The following is a 24,281-nucleotide window of genomic DNA, read 5'->3' on the forward strand; positions in this document are numbered from 1 at the left end:
CCGGTACCCGGGTGCCCGTGCTTCTGGACCTGGGGCTTCAACGGGGCGCCGACTGTGCGTGTGCCGGATGAGGCAGAGGTTTCCGAAGTCCGGCAACGGCTCCAGTCGGCACCCGGGTCCTCGCGGAGCTGAGCTGCCCATGGCCCGCCAGCATCGGCGGAGGACTGGCCCGCTACCGCTCGCCCTCGCCGTGGCCTCCACCGCGAGGCGGCGCACGCCGGGGCGGAGGTGCCTCCTCCGCCGGAGGCCGAGCGGACTTCGCCGGGGCGGGCTTCGTGCCTGGTGCCGCAGCCGGTGACTTGCTCACCGCCGCGCTCTTGCCCTGCGCCTGCGACGCCGGCACGGGTGCTGCGGAAGCGGAAGAGCCGCCACCCGCGCTCCGTGCCTGCGAAGAGGGACCGGGCGAACCCGCGGCGGACGAACCACTCCCCACGTTCCTGCCGTGAGTCGCGGGCACAGGCGCCGCCGACGCGGACGAAACCGTCCGGCCCTGTGCACCCGGCACGGGCGCCGCTGATGCGGACGAGCCCCCAGGGGCCTTCACCGGCGCCACCGAGACGGACGAGACGCTCCGGCCCGGCACGGGCGCCGCCGACGCGGACGAACCCCCAGCGCCCTTCACCGGTGCCGCCGAAGCAGACGAACCTCCACCCGGCCGCGCCGGCTTCGCCCCGGCCTGTGGCGCACTCGCCGCGAGCCGTGCCGCGAGCTTCGGGTCGTAGTGGATGACGGTGGGCTCGGCGGCGAAGCGCTCTTCCTCCAGCTCCTCCGAGTACATGTCCTGCATGAAGGCCGCGAGGTGCGTGGCGGTGGCGTGCAGCTTCTGCTGCATGAGGAACTCCTCCAGCGCGAGCTGCAGCTCACCCGCCGTGGAGAAGCGCTCCTCGCGCTTGCGCGCCAGCGCCTTGAGGACAATCGCGTCCAGCGCCTTGGGAATCTCCGGCACCACCTCCGACGGCGGGAGGATCTTCGCCCCCACCACCGCCTTGAGCGTGGCGAGCTCCGTGTCCCGCTTGAACAGCCGCGTCAGCGTCAACAGCTCGTAGAACACCGTCCCCAGGCCGTACACGTCCGAGCGGTGGTCCAGCGGCTCGCCCCGCGCCTGCTCCGGGGACATGTACGCGTGCTTGCCCTTGATGGTGCCCACCATCGTCTGGGACAGCTTCCCGGACGCCTTGGCCACCCCGAAGTCGATGATCTTCACGCCGCCGTTGAAGCCCACCAGCACGTTCTGCGGAGACACGTCCCGGTGGATCAGCGCCAGCTTCCGTCCGGACGGGCTGCGCGCGTTGTGCGCCGCGTCCAGCCCCGCGGCCGCGTCCGCGATGATGCGGCACTTCAGCCCCAGGGGAATCACCACCTTGCGCTGCTGCGCCCGCGCGCCCAGCGGCCCCACCGCCTCGCCGTGCACGTACTCCATGGCGATGAAGTACTGCCCGTCCACGTCGCCCAGGTCGTAGATCTGCGCGATGTGGGGGTGGTTGAGGTGCGCGGCGATGCGCCCCTCGTCGAGGAACATCTGGATGAACTCGTCGTCCTCGGACAGGTGGGGCAACAGCCGCTTGAGCACCAGCAGCTTCTGGAAGCCCACGGGGCCCTTCTGCCTCGCGAGGTACACAGCGCCCATGCCGCCGACGGCGATTCTCCGGAGCAGCTCGTAGCGGCCGAACGTTTCCACGACGACCGCCACGATAGCCGCGCCGGGGCAGGGGGCGGAAGCCCGCGGCGCATCATTTCCCGCAAGGCACGGACTCCCGTGTCAACCCCCGAGTCCGTGAAACCTCATGGCGAGGACGGAGGGGCCTTGCACACGCTGCGGTAACGCACCTCCACGGCCTGTCCGGGCGTGGGCACCGCGTCGGCGTTGAAGACGACGGAGTTGCTGTCCGCGTCATACGTCCACCGGCTGCCTGGCAGCACCTGCCCCTGGACGCGCACCGTCATCTCCGTCGTGCCCGTGGGGTCCGCGGTGAGCGGGAAGTCCGCCTGCAGGGCCCCGGCGCGCTGGATGACCGACTCGAGCAGCGGGCGGTAGTCGGAGCGGCAGATGGACTCCACCTGGCCACCCGTGCCGCGCGCCACGCTGACGAAGCGGTCCGCCTCGTTGCCGGCGGTGGAGCAGCTGCTGTCCGTGGGCACCAGCGCGTAGAGCTGGCTGCGGTGGGACATGCCCGTGCCCTTCAGCGTCTGGAGGAACTGGATGTAGCTGTCCGGGCTGAAGCCGGAGTTGTCGTCCTCGTCGGCCAGCACCACCACCGCCATGCGGGCGGCCGCGCGGGTGAAGCCCGCGTTGCCGTCGTTCGCCTGCGCGGTGCGCGGGTCGTCCGTCTGCTCGGACAGCGGCGCGGACAGCGCCGCGCGCATCGTCTCCAGGCCCTGCACCAGGTTGTGGCACAGGCCCACGTCCAGGTTCTCCTGGATGTCATTGGCCGCGTTGGCGTTGTTGCCGGACACCATGCGCGGGTTGCTGCCATTCACCGGGAAGAGGCGCCCGGCCTCGCCGCCGTTGGCCCCGCCGCCGCACTGCGCGCCCCGGGCCACCAGGCCCGTGCTGGTGACGCCCACGCGCACGTCCACGCCCTGCTCCTTCGCCGTCTTCAGCCAGTCCGGAATCGCCGCCTTCAGTCGGCTCTGGTAGGGCGACATGGTGGTGGTGTTGGACACCACGAAGAGCACGTCCAACTGGCTGTCGGTGCCCTGCGTGTAGCGGTCCACCTGGATGCCCTCGTGGTTCGTCTCCGCGAGCAGCGGGACGAGGAACGGGTCGGCCTCCGTGTCGGCGCGCAGGTACAGCGGGCTGAAGTGCTGCCCGTGCACGTTGCGGGCGTAGCCCACCTCCAGCTCGAAGCCCTCGCCCGGGCCCAGCGTGCGCGGCGTGGTGAGCGGCGTCAGCAGGCTGAACTGGGTGCTGGTGCCGTTGCCGACCTCCGCGTCGGACACCGTAATCGGCTCGCTGCAGCGGTTGGAGATGTACGTCTTGCGCGGCGCCGCGGCGCAGTCGTAGCGGATGGGGCCGAAGTCCACGAAGGACGGCGTGGCCACGAGGCAGCTCGCCTTCGACACGCCCTTCAGGGGCAGCGTCACCGTGGGGTAGGCCGGGTTGTTCACCGTCATCTTCAGCTCGCCCGTGTAGCTGCCCTCCGCCGGGGGCCGGAAGGCCACCATGGCGCTGAAGGCCGTGTCGTAGACGACGACGCCACCGGTGAGCTTGCCGCCGGGCATGAAGAAGGCGCCGCCCGCGTCGTTGGAGAGGTGGATGTCCTTCACCGCGCACTCGGCGCGGCCCGGGTTGCGGAAGTAGAAGCCCAGCACCGCGCCGCGGCCGGGCACCACGTTGCCGAAGTCCATCGCCGGCTGCGGCAGCAATTCGTACACGCAGGGGCCGCTCGCGCGAGCCCGGCCGGTGAGGACGATGGCCCGCTCCGGGTTGAACATGTCGTCCGAGCGCACGTACAGCGTGGCCTGCCAGCTGCCCTCCGCCTTGGGCTCGAAGTAGACCTTCAGCTCCAGCGCGTCGTTGCCGGGGGCAATCGTCAGCGCGGCCGAGTCCAGCGTGGGCCAGGCGCCGCCCGTCCATGCGTAGCGCTGGGTGCCGCGCGTGGGCACGTCGACATTGAACTGGGTGCTGGCGCCGTCGGCGCGCACGCCGGTGAAGCGTAGGTCACCATTGCTGCCCGCGTTGGTGATGCGGATGACCCGCTCCACCTTGCCGCCCACCGGCAGCTCGCCGAAGTCCAGCGCCACCGGCGTCACCGCCAGCGTGGGCCGGCCACCGCGCGCGTCCAGAATCACCTGCGACTGGCGCGCCTTGTCGGACGCGTAGTGCACGGTGAGGTCGCCCACGTTGGGACCGGAGAAGCGGGCGGCGAACTCCATCTTCACCTCCACCGTCTCGCCCGGCTGCACCGTGCTGCCCTCCGGCTTGGAGAGCGGCTGGAAGGCGCGGTCGCTGGTGGCGAGCTTGGAGATGGTGACCGGGCGCCAGGTGATGTTGCGCGCGCGGGTGAAGGACTCGGTGCGCTCGTGCACCGGAATCTGGTCGAACGGCACCGGGGCCGGGTCGAACGCGAAGGCGTTGGCCACCGAGTTGCCCTTCAGGTCCACCACGGAAGGCGTGCAGCCCTCGCACGAGCGCAGCTCCAGGCGCGCGCCCATGCTGCCCAGCGCGCGGGGCAGGTACTTCGTGCTGACCTTCTGCGAGGCGAAGGGCGGAATGGTGATGGTGTCCGGAGTGAAGGGGTCCGGATTGTCGCCCTGCACCACCAGCGTCAGCGGCAGGTCCACCGGGTTGGTGACGGTGACGTCCAGCGTGCGGTCGCTCTCCACCTCCAGCGTCTCGTAGTCCAGCAGGGGCGGGTACACGCCGATGGGCGTGGGCGTCCCCAGGCCCATGACGCGCACCTGCGCCTGGGAGCCCTGGTTGGCGTCCGTCGTCACGTGCACCGTCTCTTCGGTATTGCCTTCCTTCAGCGGGTGGAAGCGCACGTGCACCAGGTGCGACTCGCCCGGCTCCACCCTTCCGCCGCCCTCCCCGAGCTCCACCTCATAGGAGGGGTTGCCGGCGAGCCCCAGCGCGTCGAGCGCGAAGAAGGGCACGTAGCCGACGTTCCGGATGCGTACTTCCTTCTCACGCCACTCGCCCACCGGCACCTCGCCGAAGTCGAGCACGTCCACGTCCAACACCGCCGTTGCCTGCACCGCGCGGGTCTCATCCCCCTCGTGGCAGGCCACCCCGGTGGTGGCGAGCAACGCCAGCGCGAGAAAACGCCCCCTCAGCCCCATCCTCATCTTCCGCTCCCCACCCTTCTCCCAACCCCAACCCAGCCCGGCGCGTGATCCACCGCGCCCTCCCTAATCAATTCGCGTACCAACCGGCGCGCGGGAAACGGGCTCGTGAAATCAGGGGGTTGCGGAGCGGCGGCTCCCGCTTGGAGGAAGGAAGGAAGAGTCTTGCCCTGGAGGGTGAAAGGTTTTTCCCGACCTTTTGGGAGGGAGTTCAGGCTCCCTCCGGGCTTCGCTCAGGCTCCGTCAGGCTCCACCAACGAAGTCGGTGACGGCGCGGGCCACGTCCTCCGGGTATTCCATGTGGAGGTGGTGGCCCCCGGGGAACATGAGCGTCGGCCCGGCGAGCGTGGGCAGTCCGTCCAGCCGGCGGCGCAGCAGGGCCTCGTCGGGCACCAGTCCCTCGTTGCCGCGGATGAGCCGCACGGGGCACCGGACTCCGGCCTGCACGGCCAGCCACTGCGCCTCGTCGTAGGCCATGCCGAAGCGGCGGCGGTGGCGCGGATCAAAGGTGAAGGCCACGCCGTCTTCGAAGGCCTCCGTGCCGTGACGGGCGAGGTGCAGCGCGGCGGGCTCGGGGAGGGACGGATTGTTCTCCCGCAGACGCGCGGCGGCGGCCTCCACGCTGGGGTAGCGCTTGCGGTTGGGCGGCCGGCGCGAGTCGTCGAGGAAGCCGCGAAGTCGCCCCAGCGCCTGGGTGGGCGCGCCGCCGCTGGGACCGATGCTCTCGATGAGGAAGACGCTCTTCACCTCGTCCGGCCGCGCGGCGGCGTAGGCCAGCGAGACGATGCCGCCCAGCGAGTGCCCGACGAGGTGCACCGCGTCCAGGCCGAGCCCGGCGCGCACCGACTCCACGTCCAGGACGTAGTCGCTGAAGTGGTAGGTGCCCCCGCCGGCCACGTGCCCGCTTTTGCCCATGCCGCGGAAGTCCATCAGCACCAGGCGCCAGTCGTCGGGCAGGTGCGCGGTGAGCGCGTCGAAGCTGTGCGAGTGGTCCAGCCAGCCGTGGAGGAACAGGACGGCCGGCGCGCCTGACGCGTGGCGCTGGCGCACGTGCAGGGGCAGGCCCTGCGCATCAACGGTGAGGGACTCGAAAGGTGCGGGCACGGAGCCTCCTGCCCCGTGCCTTACCCGTTAACGGCCCGCGTGAGAATCGCCGCCTGCGCTGTGGCCGGCGGATGGAAGGCGGAGTCCTCTAGCGGGGCTCCGCCGGCGCGCGCGGCGGGCCGCCCGTGTCCGGCTTCGAGAGCACCGTCGCGAGCTGCCGCGCCTGGTTCTCCGTCGCACAGCGGTACTCCTGCATCTTCCCGTTGTCCTTCTCGATACGGAGAACCCAGACGTCGTTCTCCTGCGTCACAGTGGGCCGTTGAGACATTTGGCGGTTCCTCCCCACCGGGGGAGAAAGCATGTTCCGTGCCGGACAATGCTCTGTGTCCAAGCGCTCGGAATTCCAGGACAACACCCCAAATCCAGGCGGGCGGGGTGACAAAAATTGTGCAGCGCTGCGACAAAAGAGGCGCTCGTGACTCGCACTCCTTGCGTAGTACCGCAGGGTCGGGTCGGAGTGGACCCATACCGGGGCCGCATTGTCACTCCATGGCGTCTGGCCACTCCCAGGCGGAGCGCCAGGCGCCGGTGGCCTGGGTGCCCTCGATGAAGCGCGCGTAGAAGGGATGGCCGCTCAGCGTCGCGGAGTCGCCCACCACGAAGAGGTGTCGGCGCGCGCGGGTGAGGGCCACGTTCATGCGGCGCAAATCCGTGAGGAAGCCGAGTTGTCCCTCGCCGTTGGAGCGGGTGAGTGAGACGAGGATGGCGTCCTTCTCGCGGCCCTGGAAGGCGTCCACGGTGTCCACCTCCACGTCGGGGTGGAGCGCTTCCACGCGCTCGCGCAGGCGGTGGGCCTGGGCGCTGTAGGGCGTAATCACGGCCAGTTCGCGCGGCGACAGTCCCAGGGCGAGCAGGGCCTTCACGCGGGCTTCAATCAGGCCGGCCTCGCCGTCGTTGAAGAGGCTGCGCGTGGTGGGCTCCACCTCCTCGTCGAAGCCCTTGCCGGCGGTGTCGAGATAGATGACGGGCGGGGCATCCACCTCGGCGCCCGGCGTGAGGACGTCCGCGAGCGTGCGGTCCGCCACGGACGGGTGGGCGCGCAGCTCGCCGCCGTACATCTCGCGCGAGGGGAAGTCCATGATGGCCGCGTTCATCCGGTACTGCTCACGCAGCATGCGCTTGACGCCCTCGCCGTGGTCCTTGAGGAGGCGCTCGAAGAGGCTCACCCCGAGGCCGGCCTTGGCGGCCTCCTGGGAGAGGACGGTAGGCGGGAGCTGCTGCGGGTCTCCGGCGAGGATGACCTTGGGTGCGCGCAGGAAGCCGAGCAGCGCGAGGGGCTCGGTGGCCTGGGTGGCCTCGTCCAGCAGGGCCAGGTCGAACTCCTCGCTGGCGAGCACGCTCGAGCCCAGGCTCGCGAGCGTCACGCAGACGACGTCGGCGCGGGCGAGCACGGCGCGCACGGCCTTCTTCTCCAGGGCGCGGGCTTCGTCGAGCATGCTCTTGGCCTCGGTGGAGGAGGCACGGGCGTTGGCGAAGCGCGCGCGGCTGCGCCCCTGCGTGCGCTGGCGGCGCGCGTAGCCGAGCAAATCGTAGGCCTCCTCGAAGAGGTCGCGTGAGACGACGCGGTCCGGGTGGTCCTCCACGACGATGTCCAGCGTGTGCTCCTGGAGGCGTGGGGCGACGCGGGCTGGGTGGCCCACGCGGATGGCGCGCAGGCCCTTGTCCAGGCAGAGGTCCAGCAGGTGGTCCACGGCGGCGTTGCTGGCGGCGGTGCACAGCAGGCGCTTCCCGTCCGCGACGGCCTGGGCGGCGATTTCGGCGAGCACGGTGGACTTGCCGGTGCCCGGCGGGCCGTGGATGAGGAAGAAGTCCTCGGCGGCGAGCGCGCGGGAGGCGGCGTCGAGCTGCTCGGGGTTGAGGGGGCGGGTGGGCTCGAAGTCGCGGGGCTTGTCGAAGCGCGGGGGCTCGTTGCCGAGCACCACCTCGCGCTTGCGGCGCTCGGTGCCCTTGTCCATGGCCTTGATGCGCTGCAGGCCGGCGCGGAGCCTGTCGTAGGTGACGTCGTTGGGGACGACGTCCAGGCGGAGCAGGCCTTCATGGACATAGGGCGGCGGGGCGCGGTCGAAGGCGAGCTGGATGCGCGTGGCGGTGGCGCGGGAGATGAGCGCGCGGGCGGGCTCCTTCACCTCCGCGCGGCGGGGGAGGACGGCCACGAGGTCGCCGTTGTGCAGGCGCGTGGGCAGGGGGCGCCGGTCGGCGCGGGCGAGGGTGAGCAGGTAGCGGCCGCCCAGGCCCACCTCCTCTTCGATGGACTCCAGGTCCAGGACGGACAGGCCGTGCTCCTCGCGCTCGGCGAGGGAGAGGCTCTCGGCCAGGGCGGCCAGGCGGGCTTTCTCGGCCTCGCGCTCCCGGGAGAGGAGCGAGCCGAGGTGGTCGAAGAACGAGACGTCACGGGCCATGGGCACGTCATGCCACCGGGACGCAGGGACGGCCAGCGTCTCCGCGCGAGCCGTGTCGCCGGGCGGGCGGAAGTGGCACGGATGCCCACGGGCTTCATGCTCCCGGGGGGAACACGGGCCCAGGGCGGGTTGCCTGCCTCGTCATCGGGAGCCTGCGAGCATGCGAGCGGATGACATCCGCTGGCGTCGGTGTCACTGAAGGGGAGCGGCGTCAGGCGTCCAGGCGGCGCCACGTCGAATGAGGCTCCGCCATGGAACTGGTCCTGTTCATCGGCCTGCAGGGCTCGGGGAAGAGCAGCTTCCAGCGCCAGCGCTTCGCTGAAACGCACGTGCTGGTGAGCAAGGACCTGTGGCCCCACGCGCGCCGGAAGGAGGCGAGGCAGCGGCGGTACATCTCCGAGGCGCTCGCGGCGGGACGCTCGGTGGTGGTGGACAACACGAACCCGTCGCCCGAGGTGCGCGCGCCCCTCATCGCCCTGGGCCGGGCGCACGGCGCGCGCGTCGTCGGCTACTACTTCGCTTCGGACTTGAAGGTGTGCCTGGAGCGCAACGCCCAACGGCAGGGACGGGCGAGGGTGCCGGAGGTGGCGCTGTTCGCCACCGTGAAGCAGCTCCAGCGCCCAGGCCGTGCCGAGGGCTTCGATGCGCTGTACCACGTGACGTTGAACGCGGAAGGCGACTTCCGCGTCGAGGATTGGAAGGAGGAGGCCGATGGAACCGGATGAGCTGGCAACCCGCATGCGACAGGGAGAGGTGTTCCACGGCCTGCGCCTGCTGCCGGGGGCGTGGACGGTGCTGCGCGTGGACGGCCGGGGCTTCTCGCGCTTCACCGGGGAGCGCTTCGAGAAGCCCTTCGACCCGGCCTTCCACCAGCTGATGGTGCGCACCGCCAGCGCGCTGCTGGAGGACCTCCAGGGCGTGTACGCGTACACGCAGAGCGACGAAATCTCCGTCCTCTTCCGGCCGGAGTGGTCGCTGTTCGACCGCTCCATGGAGAAGCTCGTCTCGCTGTCCGCGGGCCTCGCCAGCGCCACCTTCACGCTCGCGGCGGGCGTGCCGGCCATGTTCGACGGTCGCGCGTGGCTGGGCACCAACGAGCGCGCGGTGCTGGACTACTTCCAGTGGCGCCAGTCGGACGGCAGCCGGTGCGCGCTGCATGGCTATTGCTACTGGACGCTGCGCAAGGAGGGCCGCACGGCGACCCAGGCCACGCGCGAGCTGGACGGCCGCAACGTGGGCTTCAAGAACGAGCTGCTCTTCCAGCGCGGCATCAACTTCAACGAGGTGCCGCTCTGGCAGCGCCGGGGCTCCGCCATCTTCTGGGAGCAGTACATGAAGGAGGGCGTGGACCCGCGCAACGGCCACCGCACGCAGACGTCGCGGCGGCGGCTCAAGGTGGACTCGGAGCTTCCGATGAAGGAGGCCTACGAGGACTACCTGCGCGGCCTCCTCGCCGTCAGCCCGACGTAGCCGCGTCCAGCGCGAGCACCTTCCACAGCCGGGGCTTGTCGTACTGGGGAGGAATCATCCCCAGCGGCCAGCCCTCGGCGGTGACTTCCGCGTACTGGTAGCTGCGCCCGCCGAGCCGCAGGCGGGTGCCGTTGCCGGGCAGCCCCACGCCCACCGCCGCGTGCGCCAGCGGGTCCGAGTAGAGCAGCACCGCGTCGATGCCCGCCTGCCGCAGCAGCATCACCGCCAGCACCGCCTTGGAGTCGCAGTCCCCCCGGTCCTGCGCGGGCACCAGCGCCGGGGGGATGATGCCGAAGGGCATGTCTTGCGGCAGCTCGTAGCGGATGCGCTGCACGAAGCCGAGGATGAGCTGCGCGGCCTGCGAGGCGTCCAGCCCGCGCTCGCGGATGGAGGTGACGAAGCGCTCGCCCAGCGCGTGCACCGGCTCCGCGTTGGTGCGCATCAGCTCCTCGTAGATGCAGCGCATGTCGGCGGTGCACCCGGCCGGGGCGTTGTAGGTGAAGCGCTCGGGGCCCGTGGGGCGGTAGCGCAGCCGCCGGCCCAGGGCGGCGTGCTTCTCCTCCAGCTCCAGGGTCAGCTCCTCGCCCAGCCCGTAGGAGACGTAGTGCTGCGGAGGGCTGATGTTCTCCGCCTTCCACTCGTAGTTCTTCGCGCGCTGCGGCGGCGTGTCGGCAGGGAGGAGCACCGCGCCCAGGTCCACCAGGCGCACGCTGCTCGGGAAGCCGGGCAGGGGCGCGCGCACGTCCACGTCGGCCAGTCGCCCCAGCATGCCCAGCCCGCAGCAGCAGAAGCAGCTGCCGAACGCGATGCCCGCGAGCAGCAGCTTGAACAGCGTCTTCCAGGAGCTGGAGCTGGAGGCCATGGGCGCGCCCTTGCGTCACGTCACGCGGGTGCGCGCAGCGTCCCTTCGGGCAGCTGCGGGAAGGGGATGAGGCCGTTGAGCGCCGCCTGGAGCCCCGGCGCCGTCAGCAGCGCGAGCACCACCAGGATGGCGGAGAGGATGAGCGCCGCGGCCACGTTGCCCTTGCGCACCTCCGCCAGCTCGTCGATGCCGGGCGTCATCCGGTCGAACAGCAGGATGCCCATCGCCAGCACCGCCACGCCCACGCCCAGGGACAGCCCCACGTGCAGCACCGCGACGGCGACGAGCTTGCCCACCATCAGCGGCTGGAAGGGTGGGGTGCGCACGGTGAGGTCCACCGCGTCCGACGTGGCCTGCACCGCGTGCTGCACCAGCAGGCCCAGCGACAGCAGGCTGGCGGCGTGCACGGTGCCGGCGGCGGCGTTGCCCTGGCGCAACTCCTCCACGGGGTTGGTGCCGAGGATGCGGCTCAGGCCGCGCAGCCCCAGCCAGATGCCGAGCGCGGCGACGAGCCCGCCGAACACCACCTTGACGAGGCCGACGAGGAGAAGGACGAGGTCCATAGGAGGCGCGGCGCTCCGAGATTGAGCGCCGCGCCGCGGACTCTACCGCTCAGGGCGTGCCGAAGTCCTGCGTCCAGTAGTGCTTGTAGGTGCTCGTCGGCGCGTAGAAGTAGCCGATGCCGATGTGGCGCAGGCCGGCGTTCATGATGTTGTTGCAGTGGCCGGTGCTGGACATCCACCCGTTCACCACGGCGGCGGCGGTGGAGTAGCCGGCCGCGACGTTCTCCGCGGCGCTCCGGTACGTGTAGCCGGCCGAGGTGATGCGCTGCCACGGCGTGGTGCCGTCCGAGCCGGTGTGGCTCATGAAGTTGTTCGTCCCCATGTCGCGCGAGTGGTGGCGCGCCGCGCAGCGCAGCCGGGTGTCGAGCGTGAGCGCGGGCGCCGCGGGCTTCGCCACGCCGCCACAGGTGGCACCCGCGGCCCGGCGCTGGTTGACCAGGGTGAGCACCTGGGACTCCAGGCTGGCCCAGTTCGCATCCCACGTCGTCACGTCGTCGCAGTAGGCGAACGCGGAGACGGCGTTGGACGGCTCGGAGGTCTCCACGGCGGGGACGAGCGCGCCCTCGCCCGTCTCGGTGACGGGCGACTCGGGAGCGCCGCAGCCGCCGAGGACGGCGGCACCCAGGAGGAACAGCGGAAGGGAGCGGGAGGCCATGTCGGTTCCTTTGGTCGGAGGTGAAGCGGCCCGCCTCGGGGGAAGCAGACCGCCCACGCATCCTGCCCGCTCCTCCCGGAGAGTCGAGGGCGGGCCTGGCTGGGGCCCGCATGCTCGTGTGTTTCCGTCAGCCCATCCTATTGCAGCAGCAATTCAATGGCCGCGAGCAGCTCCGCGTCCCTCCCCGTGGCGAGGTCCTCCGCCGTGGGCGCCACCTCCACGTCCGGGACGATGCCCACGCCATGGAAGGTGGAGCGGTCCGGGAAGAGGACCTCCGCGCCGGTGGATATGAAGCGGAAGGCTCCCGGCAGTTGGAGCATGGTGACGTTGCCGTTGGTGCCCGCGCTACGCTGGCCCACCACCCGCACGCGCTTCTGGGCGACGAGCATGATGGAGAAGTTCTCCGCTGCGGACACCGTGTGCGGGCCTACCAGCAGGACGATGGGGCCCGTGAAGGACGGCTCCGGCAGGGGCGGGAAGGTGTACTGCACCTCTTCCATGTCGAGCTGGTCCGGGCCCGTCCAGCTCGGGATGCGGAAGATGGCGGAGCGGACGGTGTTCTGGAGGAGGTGCTGGGCGGCCGCATGCTGGTCGATGCCGGGATAGCCCCGCATGTCCAGCACCAGGCCGCGTGCGCCCGACGCCTCCTTCAGGCGGGTGAGGAAATCCCCGAGGTCGGTGAGCACGTCTCCCGACAGGTTGATGTAGTAGACGGACGGCGCGCCCAGGTCCCCGAGGAATCCCGCCGGCCGCAGCGAGCCCCAGGGGCCCAACCCCGCGGCCGCATCGGCGGGGGGCCAGGGCCGCACCGTCTCCGTGCGCTCGCTGCCATCCAGGGCCCGCAGCCCGAGCGTGAGTGGCTCGCCCTGCTCGCCCAGCCTGCGCGTGGCCAGGTCGAACCGGTAGCCCGGCGTGGCGGCGGAGGTGCGGGCCAGCTCCTCGGCGTACCAGTCGGCGGCGGACATGGACCCGATGCGCACCAGCGTGTCTCCCGGCCTCAGCTGTGGCACCAGCGAGCGGTGCACCACCGGCGCTCCCGCGACTTCCTCCAGGAGAGCGGGCAGTATCCCGGTGGCGGGGGGCTTCGAGTCGATGACGAAGCCATGCCCGTCCTGCAGGACGGCACCGAACCGGCGCAGCAACTGGCGGATGCGCTCGCGGCTCACGGGCGCCGCGTCCACGGCGGCGAGCGTCTCCTCCAGCCGCGCGTCGATGCCGTCCCCGACGACGGCGAAGTAGGGGAAGAAGCGCCGCATGGCCCCGTGGACGATGAGCAGGTCCGCGCGGGCGATGCCGGCGGACTGCTCCGGCGCAGGAGGCGATTGGAGCTGCGGGCTCCGAGGCACCATGCGAGCCCGGGCGGCTGGGACGCTCTGGTCCAGCGCGCCCGGCGTGCCTGCCGTGGGAAGCTCGCGCAGGCTGTCGGCCAGGGCCCCCTGCAGCGGCCGGTCCGCGGGCAGCAGGTCCGGCAGCCGGCCCTCGGCGTCCGAGAGCTGGAGGACGCGGATGGCGAGCCCCTGCGCGCCGATGGGCACCCAGCGGGACTCCGCCGCGGCGGTGGACACGGGCTCGCCCTGGAGCCAGGCGCGTCCCGCCGCGCGCAGGTCCACCGCGAAGCGCGCCGCCGTGGGAGGCAGGGCGGCGCTCGTGAGCAGCGCCACGGGCAGCTCCGCCTGACCCCAGGGCGCGTACGGCGGAGCGCTCAGCAGGGCCGTGGTGTTCGCATAGATGTTCCGGGCGTTGAACTCGTCCGTCAGCCCCTGGTGGCTGCGGACGCGGTGGCTCACCCGCGCCACGGGCCGGGTGCTGGCGACACCGATGGCGCGCGCGAGGGCCTCCTCCAGGCCCGGAGCTTCGGTCAGCCCCCGGAGGTCGATGGCCACGGCCCGTGCTCTCGGCGGCAGAATCACCTCGCCCGGGCCCGGGTGGATGACCGCGATGTCGCCCAGGTCCTCCACGGTCGCGGAGGGCAGGGGCCGTGCGGGAGTGGCCTCCTTCGCGCACACGTCCTCGAGCACCTCGGCATAGGCGCGGGCCGCGCCATCCCAGTCGACGGTGGGGCCGTCCAGCGCCTTCGCGAGCGCGGCATCCAGCTCGAAGGCGTGGCTGCCCGGGCTGAAGAAGCGCACCAGTTCGTGGGCCGACGACATTGCCAGGGCGGGGCTCCCGGAACCGGCGGGGCCCGGGGCCACGAGGGGACACCAGTCGGGGGCCACCGGCGGAGGTCCCGGCTCCGGCGCGGGGTCAGGTGGCTTCTCGTCGTGGGTGCAGGCCGACAGGAGGCAGGCCGCGACGAGCAGCCACCCCATGCGCGGGGTGCTCCGGCGCCTTGCCATCTCAGGGTTGAGCAGGGTCATGCCCCCAGAACGCAATCACGCGCGCCAAGTATCGGCCAGCGGAGCGGGAGACTGCGTGGGGCGCCAGCGCACGTGGGGGGAAGTCCGTCACGCTGGCGCCCCGGTGCTGGCCGTGGCTACTCCGGCGGGCCCCGCCGGGGCGGCGGGGCGTGCTTCATCCGCTCGTACTCCTCATCGGTGAAGACGCGGCTGCGGGTGAGGAAGCGCACGCCCAGCGGGGCTTCCAGGCTGAAGCCCGCGCCCCGTCCCGGCACCACGTCCACGGTGAGGTGGGTGTGCTGCCAGTACTCGAACTGCGCGCCGCCGATGTAGACGGGGCAGCCCTCCACCTCGCCCAGGAAGACGTCTCGCTGGCCGATGCGGAACTCGCGCTGCGCGTAGCACATGGGGGCGCTGCCGTCGCAGCAGCCGCCCGACTGGTGGAACATCAACGGCCCGTGCGAGTCGCGCAACTGGCGGATGACGGCGGCGGCCTCGGGTGTCACCGCCACCCGGGCCACCTCCGCGCCCGGCTGCTCGGCCGCCATCAGAAGAAACCCAGGGCCTTGGGGCTGTAGCTCACCAGCAGGTTCTTCGTCTGCTGGTAGTGGTCCAGCATCCTCTTGTGGTTCTCGCGGCCGATGCCGGACTGCTTGTAGCCGCCGAAGGCCGCGTGCGCCGGGTAGAGGTGGTAGCAGTTGGTCCACACGCGCCCGGCCTCGATGGTGCGCCCGGCGCGGTAGGCCTGGTTGATGTCACGCGTCCACACGCCCGCGCCCAGGCCGTACAGCGTCTCGTTGGCGATGCGCATCGCGTCGTCGAAGTCCTTGAACGTCGTGACGCTCACCACGGGGCCGAAGATTTCCTCCTGGAAGATGCGCATCCGGTTGGTGCCCTGGAACACGGTGGGCGACACGTAGTAGCCGTCCTTCAAGTCGCCGGGCAGGTGCGCGCGCTCGCCACCGGTGAGGACCTTGGCGCCCTCCTTCTTGCCGATGTCGATGTAGCCGAGAATCTTCTCCAACTGGTCGCTGGAGGCCTGGGCGCCCAGCATCGTTTCGGTGTCCAGCGGGTTGCCCGGCTTGACGCGCTTGACGCGCTCCAGGGCGCGCTCGATGAACTGGCCGTAGATGCGCTCGTGCACCAGGGCGCGCGAGGGGCAGGTGCACACCTCGCCCTGGTTGAGGGCGAACATGGCGAAGCCCTCGAGCGCCTTGTCGAAGAAGTCGTCGTCATGGGCCATGACGTCGTCGAAGAAGATGTTCGGGCTCTTGCCGCCCAGCTCCAGCGTCACCGGGATGAGATTCTCGCTGGCGTACTGGAGGATGAGCCGGCCGGTGGTCGTCTCACCGGTGAAGGCCACCTTGGCCACGCGGTTGCTGCTGGCCAGGGGCTTGCCGGCCTCGATGCCGAAGCCGTTGACGATGTTGAGCACGCCCTCCGGGAGGAGGTCCTGGATGAGCTCGGTGAGCACGAGGATGCCGACGGGCGTCTGCTCCGCGGGCTTGAGCACCACGCAGTTGCCCGCCGCGAGCGCCGGGGCGAGCTTCCACGCCGCCATCAGGATGGGGAAGTTCCAGGGGATGATTTGCGCCACCACGCCGAGCGGCTCGTGGAAGTGGTAGGCGACGGTGTCGGCGTCCAGCTCGCCCGCGGAGCCTTCCTGGGCGCGGATGCAGCCGGCGAAGTAGCGGAAGTGGTCGATGGCCAGCGGCAGGTCGGCGGCGAGCGTCTCGCGCACCGGCTTGCCGTTGTCCCAGCTCTCCGCCACCGCGAGCAGCTCCAGGTTCTGCTCGATGCGGTCGGCAATCTTGTTGAGGATGTTGGCGCGCGCGGTGGGGGAGGTGCGGCCCCAGGCGACGCGCGCGGCGTGGGCGGCGTCCAGCGCCTTGTCGATGTCCTCGGAGGTGGAGCGGGGCACCTCACAGAAGGGCTGGCCCGTCACGGGGCTGATGTTCTGGAAGTACTGCCCGCGCACGGGCTCGACCCAGCGGCCGCCGATGAAGTTCTGATAGCGGGACTTGAACTTCACCTTCGAGCCGGGCTGATTGGGGGCGGCGTAGATCATGACGCTCTCCTTCACGTGGGCTGCGGGTTGGGACGCCGCCGTCCCAGAGCAGCACGCGTGCCAGCGGACACTCCGCCGACGTCGCGGCGCGTCGTGTCCCACTCTGCGACACTGTCGCGGACAGAGCTGGCGCGGGACGCAACACGTGCGTCGCACGGGGGAGACAGGCGCGGAGCGCTGACCGTGCGCGTCACGGTGCGGGGATGCGAACCCCGGGCCGGAGCGTCACATGAGCGCGGTGCTCACGAGCGGGGCGGCAGCACCAGGCCGAAGCGCTCCACCATGCGGTACAGCGTGCTGCGCGCAATGCCCAGCCGGCGCGCGGCCCGCGCCACGTTGCCATCGCTGTGCGCGAGCGCTTCCTGGATGGCGTGGGCCTCCAGTTCACGGAGCGCGCGCGGTGCGGCTTCATCGGCCGGCGGTGGTGTGGACTCCACCGGGCGAGGTGCAGCGGCAGCACCCGACACCGGCCCCCTTCCGAGCTCGGGAGGCAATGCATTCACGTCCAGCACCGGCGAGCCCGAGGCCCGCACCAGCGCCAGACGCAGCACCGTCTTCAACTCACGCACGTTGCCGGGCCACGCGTGGGCCGCGAGCCGCGCGAGTGCGGCGGGTGACAGCGTGGGTCTCGCCTGGCCCGAAGCCTCCGCCAGCCCGGCGAGGAGTGCCTGCGCCAGCTCGCCAAGGTCCGAGCGTTCCCGCAGTGGTGGCAGCCGCAGCACGACCCCCTGGAGGCGGTAGTAGAGGTCGGAGCGGAACGTGCCGGCTCGCACCGCCGCATCGAGGTCCCTGCACGTGGCCCCGATGAGCCGGAAGCGTGACTGCCGCACCCGGGACTCGCCCACGCGCGAGTAGTTCCCGTCCTCCAGCACGCGAAGCAGCAACACCTGGAGCGCCGGAGGCATCTCCGCGAGCTCGTCGAGGAACAGCGTGCCCCCATCCGCCGCCGCGAGCTTGCCGTCCGCGCCTCCCGAGCGCGCACCGGTGAAGGCGCCCGGAGCATGGCCGAACAGCTCGCTCTCCAGCAGGGCGGGGGAGAGCGCCCCGCAGTTGACGGCCACGAAGGGGCCGGAGGCCACGGCGCTCGCGGAGTGCAGGGCCCGCGCGAGCAGTTCCTTCCCGGTGCCCGTCTCCGACAGCAGCAGCACCGGAAGCGCCGTCGGAGCGAAGCGCGCCGCCTCGCGCAGCGTGGCGCACAGGTGCGCGTCACGCCCCTTGAGCGCGGCCCACGGCCCGCTCCCGGGTGCCGGTGCGTCCATGGCCACGGCCCGCGCGCGCGACACCAGCGGCTCCAACCGCACGAGCACCGCGAGCGTCGCGCCACCTCCGGCTTCGCCCACCGCCTCCGCGTGGACGCGCCAGGGCGTACCCCGCTCGGAGGAGCGGACCTCCAGCGACTCTCCCCGCAGCGCCGCCGCCTTCAGCTCGGGCCACGACAGTCCCAGCACTCCGCCCGTGCCCGAGGACGCAACGTCTCCGAGCAGCGCTCGCGCCGCGCCGTTCGCATGGCGCACGCGCCCCGGAGGCTCGACGATGAGGACGGGGCTGTCCTCGCGCGCCAGCCGCGCCTCCAGCCCACCGCGCGCCGCGGTGGCCACACGCGCCCAGGCCACCTCGCGCAGGCGTGCCTCGGCCGCGTACGCCATGCTCGCCACCGCCACGAGCACGAGCGGGTCCGCCGCACCGGCGGGCCCCGTGACGTCCAGCACGCACACCAACTCCCCGAAGGGGTCATGCACCGGGGCCGCGTAGCAGACGAGCCCATGATGCCGCTGCGCGTAGTGCGCGGGCCCCACCACGGCCACGGACGAAGCCTCCGCCAACGCGGTGCCGATGGCGTTGGTGCCCCGCGAAGTCTCATCCCAGCACGCGCCCTCGATGAGGCGCACCGCGTCCGCGTGGTCCCGGAAGTCGCCGCCCGAGGTGCGGGTGGCGAGGATGACGCCATCCCGGTCCGCGAGCAGCGCCACGCGCCCCGAGGGCAGGGGCGCCGCCGCGAGCACCTCCATCATCCCTCCGAGCTCGTGCCACACCGGCTCCAGCCGCGCGCGCCGCTCGACGAGGGCCAGGTGCCCGACGCTGGGGCCTTCGTCCGGAAGGCCCGTGCTCGGAGCCCCCAGCATGCGCGAGCGGCTCCAGCGCGTCAGGATGGGGTGCAGCTCCGGACGCGCCCCGGCGTCCCGGTCGAGCGCGCCGACGAGGAACTGCTCCCAGAGGAACGGTGAGGCGCTGAGGGTGAGCGTACCCACGAGGTCTCATTATGCCGCCAGCCCTCGCGCTGCCGGCAACCCGGGGGCTCACGAATCGTGGACTGTTCACTGACGCGGCGCGCCGTCCCGCGCCCTGGCTCAAGGCTTCGCGGGGGGCGTCCAGAGCCGCTCGGGCGGCAGCTCCAGCACGGCGGCCGCGGACGCATGCAGCGACGCCGGCTCGAGCCGTCCGTCATGTGCGGCCCTGCCCAGCCACTCCTGAATGGCGCCGCCGGTGCGCTCGAAGCCGTCGGCCTTGAGGAGTCCATACAGCCCGGCGGCCAGCACGTGCATGCCGTCGTCGGCGCGGCGCCAGCGCTCGCGTGCCGGGACTGCGACGCCGAGCCGCTCGTTGATGAGCTGCTCCAGCGCCTCGGCGGTGTCCTCGTCGAAGAGGCCTTCGAGCGTGGTGTAGCCGAAGCTCGGGTCATGGTCCGCGACGATGCGGGTGAGCAGCGAGTCACGGTGCAGCACCTCCATCGCCGCGCGGATGGTGGGGTGCTCCTTGTCGAAGGGCGGGTGCAGGATTTCGTGGGCCGCGTTCCGGATGACCAGCTCGTCCGGGTAGGAGAGGTGCGTGAGGAACCGCTGGCCGGTGACCTTGATGCCGTGCGGCTTGGAGAAGTGCAGCAGGTCGATGGTGATGTCCTCCTGAAGCGGGTGGCCCAGGAGCCGCTCCTGCTCGGCGATGACGTCGACTCCGGCCAGTCGCTGTCGCAGCGCCGCCGCGCGCTGCTCCACGCTGTCCCCGAGCACGTCCCGGCGGAACGCGGGGAATCCGGCGGCGGCCAGCGCTTCGAGCACTCGCGCCAGCGCGGGACGGGCCGTGAGGAACCAGTCCCAGGCCTCGGGCTCCCAGTAGGGACTGGCGCGGAAGCCGGGGAGCAGCTGCGCCTCGGCGCTCGCGAGCGCGCCGCGCAGGTCCACGAGCGTCCCCGTGGGGCCGGCGGAGAACACCAGGCAGAGGAACGGGCCCATCAGCCGGTCCTGCGCCTTCGAGGAGTCCTTGAGCTGCTGGAGCGTGGTGACGGCGTCCGTGGCGAAGCTCGGAGTGAACCGGGCCAGCTCCTCGGCGTAGTAGCGCGTGTAGAAGGAATCACCGGACAGCGGATTGAGGAAGCAGAGCGCGTCCAGGCCCTCGGAGCCGGCGACCTTCCAGCGGGTACGGGGAGTGGCGGAGGCCGCCGGGGCGCTCGGGCCTCGTGAAGCGCAGCCCAGCGTGGCGGCGAGGGGCAGGGTGAGCAGGGCGGAGAGACAATCGCGTCGGTTCATGCCCTCCGTGTGTAGTCGCTAGCGCCGGGCCGTTCTTGAATCCAGTTGACCCTCGGGCGGTGGTGTTCCGCGCCTCAGTGCCCCGGGCGTCCGCCCCGTCAGGGCGACCACGTCGCGAGTCATGTGCGCCTGGTCGGTGAAGCCCAGCGCGAGGGCGAGCTGCGCGAGCGGCAGCGGGGAGTGGGGAAGCTGCCGCCAAGCCTGGAGTGCACGCACGTCGGCCCGGTAGCGCTTGGGCGAGACGCCGTAGGCCCGCTTGAAGCCACGGGCCGCCGTCTCCGGCGCGAGGCTCATGCGCTCCGCCCAGTCCGTCAGGCCCAGGGAGGGATTGTCCCGCAGTGCCGCGGCGAGCAGGTCGGGCCAGTCCCCCGGACCTGCGAGGGGAGCCACCAGCGACGAGACGACGAGGTCCGCCGCTGCCAGGGAGTCCCGCTCAGCGAGCCGCACCACGGCGTCCACGTCTCGCAGCAGTCCCACGGGCACCTCCGGCGCCGAGGCGGGAAGCGGCAGGTTGAGGACGACAGCGCCGGTGGTGCCGAAGTGGTCGGCGTGTGCTTCGTAGGCGCGGTGGAACACCACGGAGCCCGCCTCCAGCCTGAAGCGACCGGAGTCCCCCGCCTCGACATAGCCACCCGCCACGACGACGGCGGTGTACCCCGTGACATGCCGGTGGCGCTCCAGGTGGGTCGCCGCCGTGAAGCGCTGCCGTGCTGCGGTCCTCATGGCGGTCATCGGCTCGGGCCTCTCGGCTTCACGGAAGGGCGCGGCATGGCGCCGAAGGGAAGCCGATTGAACCACGGGTTGCAGGCCCAGGTGCGCGCGCCGTGCAGTGACTGCATGGGCTGGAGCGGGCCCCTCCGCTCGTCTACGGTGCGCGCCTGTCCACCGAGGAGACGCGCATGCCGGCACCGGCCGCGGATGATGGAGCCGAGACGCGCGCATCGGGGCTCCTGCTGCGCAACAGGCCGTTCCGCTCACTGTGGACCGCGCGAGTCATCTCCTTCACGGGGGACTCGCTCAGCCTCGTGGCGCTGATGCTCCATGTCGCCGGGGCCACCGGACAGGCGCTCGCGGTGTCGCTGCTGCTGCTGGTGGGGGACTTCGCTCCCGCGCTGCTGAGCCCCATCACCGGGGCCATCAGTGACAGGTTCGACCTCAAGCGGGTGATGGTGGTCTGCGAGCTGCTCCAGGGCGCGCTCCTGCTGACGCTCGCGCTCGTCCTGCCGCCGCTGCCGGTGCTGCTGGTCCTGGTGGGGCTGCGCGCGGTTGCCGGACAGGTCTTCCAGCCCGCGTCTCGCGCCGCGGTGCCGGCGCTGGTGAAGGAGCGGGAACTGGAGGTCGCGAACTCCACCCTCGGTTTCGGCACCAACGCCGCGGAGGCGCTGGGCCCGCTGGTGGCCGCGGCGCTGCTGCCATTCGTGGGCGTGCGCGGCGTGCTCCTCATCGACGCCGCGTCCTTCTTCCTCTCCGCGCTGCTGCTGGCCTTCGTGCCGTCCCTGCCGCAAGTACCGGGCGAGGCGCATGGCCCTCCGCCGTCACTCCTCCGGCAGGCGAGGCTGGGCCTGGGCTACCTCTGGGCCACTCCCGCCGTGCGTGTCATCGCGCTGGGCTTCTGCGCCGTTGTCGCGTTCAACGGCGTGGACGACGTGGCGCTGGTGTTGCTGGCGAAGGAGACCTTCCACGCGGGGGACTCGGCGGTGGGGCTCCTGTTGGGCGCGGTGGGCGTCGGATTGGTGTGCGGCTACGGGCTGCTGGCGCGGTATGGCCCGCGCGTGTCGATGCCGCTGCTCCTCGTGCTCGGGTTCGCGGTGAGCAGCGTGGGCAACCTGCTCACCGGACTGGCCTGGGCCGTCTCCGCGGCGCTCGCGATGCAGACGGTGCGGGGCCTGGGCATCGCGGCGATGGATGTGGCCACCAACACGCTGCTCCAGCGGGTGGTGCCACCGGGGATGCTCGGCCGGGTCTTCGGCAATCTCTACGGCGCGATTGGCGTGGCCGCCGCGGTGTCCTATCTGGGCGGCGGCCTGCTGCTGGATGCGACCTCCGCCCCGGTGACGCTGATGGTCGCCGGGGCCGGAGGTACGCTGGCCACGCTCCTGGTGGCGCTCACGCTTCCGGGCGCCCTGCGCAAGAGCCTGGCCGCACGAGACGCCGCGTCCGATGTGGTCAGACGAGCCGCTTCCCCTTGACGAACTCCGCGCCGAGCAGATTGCCGCGATGGTGGATGGGGTCCAGCATCACCTTGCGAATCCTCCAGCCCTCGGCGGTCTTCTCCAGGTCGTGCGTGTAGCGGATGACGAGCGTCCACTCCTGGGGCACGCCGTTCAACGAGAAGAAGTGGCCGACGTCCGCATAGGCCATCACCTGGGCTTCCGTGGCGCTCTTGAAGTGGGTCCGCACCGTGTTGGCGGTGGCGTGCTGGACGCGGCTGTAGGGCGCCAGGGCGTCACTGCCGAGCTTGCCCATCTCCTCGCGCGCAATGGTGATGGGTTCTCCTCCGAAGAGCCGGGTGTAGTCCGCCGTCACCTGGGGCGTGAAGACATTCACCCAGCGGCTCCAGTCTCCGGTGTCCTTGCCGAAGTCGATGGCCTGCCCGTACTCCGCCACCAACTCCTGAACGGCAATCCAATCCAGCACGTACTGAAGATCCTGACCCTTCATCATGTCTGTGAACCTCCGAGTGGAGTCCGGAGCTTCCGACGAATGAGTGCGCTACGGAAGGGGAGGGGGCTTCACGGTTGCAAATGCACCATGGTTCCAGCGCGCATGGACGTGCGGGTACACGGCGCGGAAGGCAGTGAACCACAGCGCGCCCGCGAGCAGGTCCACGGCGTAGTGGTAGCGCAGCACCAGCGTGGACAGCACGATGACGAGGGCAACCGGCAGCAGGAGCTTGAAGCGTCGCGGATGCGCGAGCCGGTCATGCTCCAGCAGCACCAGCGTGATGTACGTGTGCAGACTCGGGAAGATGTCGTAGGCGGAAGAGCCGCCCGCCACCACGGCCGCGTTCAGCCGCGTCAGCCACCCACCGTCGATGGGTACGGTGAAGAGCTCCGGCCACGCCACCGAGGGCCCCAGTCCCGGCACCAGGTAGTAGCCCGCGATGCCCGGCACGTACGCGGAGAAGACGTGGACGAAGAAGCGCTCAGCCCGCGCACGGGGACCGAGTACGGCCCACGCCATCGCGAGGTGCAGGTACGCATGGAACGCGAGGTAGCCCGCGCTGAACACGTCATTCACCCACGGGGTGCTCCAGCGCTGGAGCCACACCGCCGGCGTGACGCCGAACAGGCGCTCGTCCACGGCGAGCAGCATCGCGTCGTAAGACGGCAGCCCGAGCGCGGGCACCGTGTGCTTCACGGACGCATAGAAGAAGAACGTCGCGGCATACGCGAGCAGCAGCCGCACGCGGAACACGTGGGTGAAGCCGTCCAGGCGCGCGAGCAGCGCCACGCCGCCCACGAATAGCGCCGTCGCTCCGAGCACCTGCGCGGTGACGGGCGCACCGAGGCCCGCGACCAGCAGCAACGCCAGCGAGAGGGCCGCGCCGAAGGTGGCCAGCAGCACCTCGTGCAGGTACGGCCGCTCAGGCATCCGGGGAAACGCTCTTCGCTCCGCGCATGAGCGAGCCGCTGACGACGCCGCGCACGAACGAGAAGTACGACGGAATGAACGGCGCGCCCTGGGCGAGGAGCTCCGCGCGCAGCGTCCGGTGCAGCTCGGGCAGGTTGTACCAGGGCACGCGCGGGTACAGGTGGTGCTCGAGGTGGTAGTTCTCGTTGCACATGAAGAAGCGCGTCACCGGGTTCGACAGGATGGTGCGCGAGCCGCGGACCGGATGGTTGCTCTCCGGGAGGAACGTGTGCTGGCTCATCCCGCGGATGTTCACGAGCGTGTTGATGACGAGCATCGGCACCACCCACGCGTGCAGCAGCACCGTGCCGGGCACGAAGGCCACGGCGAGCGCGGCGACCACCGCGAGCAGCGCCACCTCGACTTCAATCCACCGGCGCTCGGAAGGCGTGCCGTGCCGCCAGCCCAGGATGGGAATCATGGTGATGTACGCGGGATAGCCGAGCAGCAGCCTTCCCACGTGCATCGACAGCTCCAGCCAGCGGCGCCCCGTGTAGTTGCCGTAGTGGTCTGGGTCCCTCCCACCGCCGAGGTCGACGTGGTGGCGCAGGTGGAGCACCTTGTACGCCGCGAAGTTCTGCAGCACGGGCAGTGCGCACAGCATTCCCCCGAGCCGGTTGAGCCACCGCTGCCGGGACAGGCTGCCGTGGACCGCCTCGTGGGTGAACAGGCTGATGCCGTGCAGTGACGCCGCGGCGATGACGTACAGCACCGCGCGCGCAAGCCACCCGGAAGCCGAGGTCTCCGACGCGAGCCTCACAGCGAGCGCCGCCGCGACGAGGTACAGCGCCAGGAAGAGGAGGAGCCGGGGAACGTGCCGGGCGTTGACCTGCTCCAGCGTGCGCAACCGGGCGGGTGTGAGGGACTCTGTCGGCGACGGCATGG

20 protein-coding genes are annotated in these 24,281 nt (G+C 71.3%); 3 read left to right on the forward strand and 17 right to left on the reverse strand.

The window, feature by feature from the left end:
- Positions 1–172 precede the first annotated feature (172 nt).
- The 5 genes from OV427_RS31990 to OV427_RS32010 form a co-directional block, all read right to left on the reverse strand.
- A complete protein-coding gene (locus OV427_RS31990) occupies positions 173–1,678 on the reverse strand; it encodes a serine/threonine protein kinase (RefSeq protein ID WP_267859995.1) in 1,506 nt (501 codons plus the stop codon).
- A 104-nt stretch (positions 1,679–1,782) separates the two neighbouring features.
- Entirely contained in the window at positions 1,783–4,788 is a 3,006-nt protein-coding gene (locus OV427_RS31995; protein WP_267859996.1) for a choice-of-anchor D domain-containing protein, read from the reverse strand.
- Positions 4,789–5,028: 240 nt separating this feature from the next.
- On the reverse strand, positions 5,029–5,889 hold the full coding sequence (locus tag OV427_RS32000) for an alpha/beta fold hydrolase (RefSeq protein WP_267859997.1): 861 nt from the start codon (positions 5,887–5,889) through the stop codon (positions 5,029–5,031).
- 88 nt (positions 5,890–5,977) lie between these two features.
- Positions 5,978–6,157 (reverse strand): hypothetical protein, encoded by a 180-nt coding sequence (locus tag OV427_RS32005; protein WP_267859998.1) that lies wholly within the window; start codon positions 6,155–6,157, stop codon positions 5,978–5,980.
- Between the two features lie 214 nt (positions 6,158–6,371).
- Positions 6,372–8,288 (reverse strand): AAA domain-containing protein, encoded by a 1,917-nt coding sequence (locus OV427_RS32010; protein ID WP_267859999.1) that lies wholly within the window; start codon positions 8,286–8,288, stop codon positions 6,372–6,374.
- A gap of 251 nt (positions 8,289–8,539) precedes the next feature.
- Between OV427_RS32010 and OV427_RS32015 the strand changes: the two genes are divergently transcribed.
- Complete coding sequence (locus OV427_RS32015; protein ID WP_267860000.1) at positions 8,540–9,013, forward strand: ATP-binding protein; 474 nt, start codon at positions 8,540–8,542, stop codon at positions 9,011–9,013.
- Complete coding sequence (locus OV427_RS32020) at positions 9,000–9,758, forward strand: tRNA(His) guanylyltransferase Thg1 family protein (RefSeq protein WP_267860001.1); 759 nt, start codon at positions 9,000–9,002, stop codon at positions 9,756–9,758. Before OV427_RS32015 ends, OV427_RS32020 begins: the two co-directional genes overlap by 14 nt.
- Here OV427_RS32020 and OV427_RS32025 read toward each other — a convergent pair.
- From OV427_RS32025 to OV427_RS32065, 9 genes are all read right to left on the reverse strand, one after another.
- On the reverse strand, positions 9,745–10,620 hold the full coding sequence (locus tag OV427_RS32025) for a hypothetical protein (protein WP_267860002.1): 876 nt from the start codon (positions 10,618–10,620) through the stop codon (positions 9,745–9,747). The genes OV427_RS32020 and OV427_RS32025 overlap by 14 nt on opposite strands.
- 20 nt (positions 10,621–10,640) lie before the next feature.
- Positions 10,641–11,183, reverse strand: coding sequence for a DUF350 domain-containing protein (locus OV427_RS32030; RefSeq protein ID WP_267860003.1), 543 nt, complete (start codon positions 11,181–11,183; stop codon positions 10,641–10,643).
- A 49-nt stretch (positions 11,184–11,232) separates the two neighbouring features.
- Positions 11,233–11,838 (reverse strand): CAP domain-containing protein, encoded by a 606-nt coding sequence (locus tag OV427_RS32035; RefSeq protein WP_267860004.1) that lies wholly within the window; start codon positions 11,836–11,838, stop codon positions 11,233–11,235.
- Positions 11,839–11,975: 137 nt separating this feature from the next.
- On the reverse strand, positions 11,976–13,988 hold the full coding sequence (locus OV427_RS32040; protein ID WP_267860005.1) for a S41 family peptidase: 2,013 nt from the start codon (positions 13,986–13,988) through the stop codon (positions 11,976–11,978).
- 323 nt (positions 13,989–14,311) lie between these two features.
- On the reverse strand, positions 14,312–14,722 hold the full coding sequence (locus tag OV427_RS32045; protein ID WP_267860006.1) for a DUF779 domain-containing protein: 411 nt from the start codon (positions 14,720–14,722) through the stop codon (positions 14,312–14,314).
- The gene (gene adh, locus OV427_RS32050; RefSeq protein WP_267860007.1) at positions 14,722–16,242 is read right to left on the reverse strand and encodes an aldehyde dehydrogenase; all 1,521 of its coding nucleotides are present in this window, start codon (positions 16,240–16,242) and stop codon (positions 14,722–14,724) included. The genes OV427_RS32045 and adh overlap by 1 nt, the downstream gene beginning before the upstream one ends.
- A 242-nt stretch (positions 16,243–16,484) precedes the next feature.
- Positions 16,485–18,491 carry a sigma-54-dependent Fis family transcriptional regulator gene (locus OV427_RS32055; protein ID WP_267860008.1) on the reverse strand — a complete coding sequence of 669 codons (2,007 nt, stop codon included), beginning with the start codon at positions 18,489–18,491 and terminating at the stop codon, positions 16,485–16,487.
- Between the two features lie 99 nt (positions 18,492–18,590).
- Complete coding sequence (locus OV427_RS32060) at positions 18,591–19,763, reverse strand: hypothetical protein (RefSeq protein ID WP_267860009.1); 1,173 nt, start codon at positions 19,761–19,763, stop codon at positions 18,591–18,593.
- An 18-nt stretch (positions 19,764–19,781) separates the two neighbouring features.
- A complete protein-coding gene (locus tag OV427_RS32065) occupies positions 19,782–20,486 on the reverse strand; it encodes a helix-turn-helix domain-containing protein (RefSeq protein WP_267860010.1) in 705 nt (234 codons plus the stop codon).
- A 176-nt stretch (positions 20,487–20,662) separates the two neighbouring features.
- On the opposite strand from OV427_RS32065, the gene OV427_RS32070 reads away from it, so the two are divergent.
- Positions 20,663–21,952: an MFS transporter gene (locus tag OV427_RS32070; RefSeq protein ID WP_267860011.1), complete on the forward strand. Its 1,290-nt coding sequence runs from the start codon at positions 20,663–20,665 to the stop codon at positions 21,950–21,952.
- Here OV427_RS32070 and OV427_RS32075 read toward each other — a convergent pair.
- The 3 genes from OV427_RS32075 to OV427_RS32085 are packed head-to-tail and all read right to left on the reverse strand — an operon-like array spanning position 21,930 to position 24,279.
- Positions 21,930–22,427 (reverse strand): nuclear transport factor 2 family protein, encoded by a 498-nt coding sequence (locus tag OV427_RS32075; RefSeq protein WP_267860012.1) that lies wholly within the window; start codon positions 22,425–22,427, stop codon positions 21,930–21,932. The genes OV427_RS32070 and OV427_RS32075 overlap by 23 nt on opposite strands.
- Positions 22,428–22,475: 48 nt before the next feature.
- A complete protein-coding gene (locus tag OV427_RS32080; RefSeq protein ID WP_267860013.1) occupies positions 22,476–23,357 on the reverse strand; it encodes a phosphatase PAP2 family protein in 882 nt (293 codons plus the stop codon).
- A complete protein-coding gene (locus tag OV427_RS32085; protein ID WP_267860014.1) occupies positions 23,350–24,279 on the reverse strand; it encodes a fatty acid desaturase family protein in 930 nt (309 codons plus the stop codon). The genes OV427_RS32080 and OV427_RS32085 overlap by 8 nt, the downstream gene beginning before the upstream one ends.
- Between the last annotated feature and the right edge of the window lie 2 nt (positions 24,280–24,281).

It is taken from the genome of Pyxidicoccus sp. MSG2, from assembly GCF_026626705.1.
In the GTDB taxonomy this organism is placed as follows: domain Bacteria; phylum Myxococcota; class Myxococcia; order Myxococcales; family Myxococcaceae; genus Myxococcus.

Excerpts from the sequence above, each read along its gene's own strand:
- OV427_RS31995 (WP_267859996.1), bottom strand. The coding sequence starts at position 4,788 with ATGAGGATGGGGCTGAGGGGGCGTTTTCTCGCGCTGGCGTTGCTCGCC.
- OV427_RS32005 (WP_267859998.1), bottom strand. The coding sequence starts at position 6,157 with ATGTCTCAACGGCCCACTGTGACGCAGGAGAACGACGTCTGGGTTCTC.
- OV427_RS32010 (WP_267859999.1), bottom strand. The coding sequence starts at position 8,288 with ATGGCCCGTGACGTCTCGTTCTTCGACCACCTCGGCTCGCTCCTCTCC.
- OV427_RS32015 (WP_267860000.1), top strand. The coding sequence starts at position 8,540 with ATGGAACTGGTCCTGTTCATCGGCCTGCAGGGCTCGGGGAAGAGCAGC.
- OV427_RS32020 (WP_267860001.1), top strand. The coding sequence starts at position 9,000 with ATGGAACCGGATGAGCTGGCAACCCGCATGCGACAGGGAGAGGTGTTC.
- OV427_RS32025 (WP_267860002.1), bottom strand. The coding sequence starts at position 10,620 with ATGGCCTCCAGCTCCAGCTCCTGGAAGACGCTGTTCAAGCTGCTGCTC.
- OV427_RS32030 (WP_267860003.1), bottom strand. The coding sequence starts at position 11,183 with ATGGACCTCGTCCTTCTCCTCGTCGGCCTCGTCAAGGTGGTGTTCGGC.
- OV427_RS32035 (WP_267860004.1), bottom strand. The coding sequence starts at position 11,838 with ATGGCCTCCCGCTCCCTTCCGCTGTTCCTCCTGGGTGCCGCCGTCCTC.
- OV427_RS32040 (WP_267860005.1), bottom strand. The coding sequence starts at position 13,988 with ATGTCGTCGGCCCACGAACTGGTGCGCTTCTTCAGCCCGGGCAGCCAC.
- OV427_RS32045 (WP_267860006.1), bottom strand. The coding sequence starts at position 14,722 with ATGGCGGCCGAGCAGCCGGGCGCGGAGGTGGCCCGGGTGGCGGTGACA.
- adh (WP_267860007.1), bottom strand. The coding sequence starts at position 16,242 with ATGATCTACGCCGCCCCCAATCAGCCCGGCTCGAAGGTGAAGTTCAAG.
- OV427_RS32060 (WP_267860009.1), bottom strand. The coding sequence starts at position 19,763 with ATGAACCGACGCGATTGTCTCTCCGCCCTGCTCACCCTGCCCCTCGCC.
- OV427_RS32065 (WP_267860010.1), bottom strand. The coding sequence starts at position 20,486 with ATGAGGACCGCAGCACGGCAGCGCTTCACGGCGGCGACCCACCTGGAG.
- OV427_RS32070 (WP_267860011.1), top strand. The coding sequence starts at position 20,663 with ATGCCGGCACCGGCCGCGGATGATGGAGCCGAGACGCGCGCATCGGGG.
- OV427_RS32075 (WP_267860012.1), bottom strand. The coding sequence starts at position 22,427 with ATGATGAAGGGTCAGGATCTTCAGTACGTGCTGGATTGGATTGCCGTT.
- OV427_RS32080 (WP_267860013.1), bottom strand. The coding sequence starts at position 23,357 with ATGCCTGAGCGGCCGTACCTGCACGAGGTGCTGCTGGCCACCTTCGGC.
- OV427_RS32085 (WP_267860014.1), bottom strand. The coding sequence starts at position 24,279 with ATGCCGTCGCCGACAGAGTCCCTCACACCCGCCCGGTTGCGCACGCTG.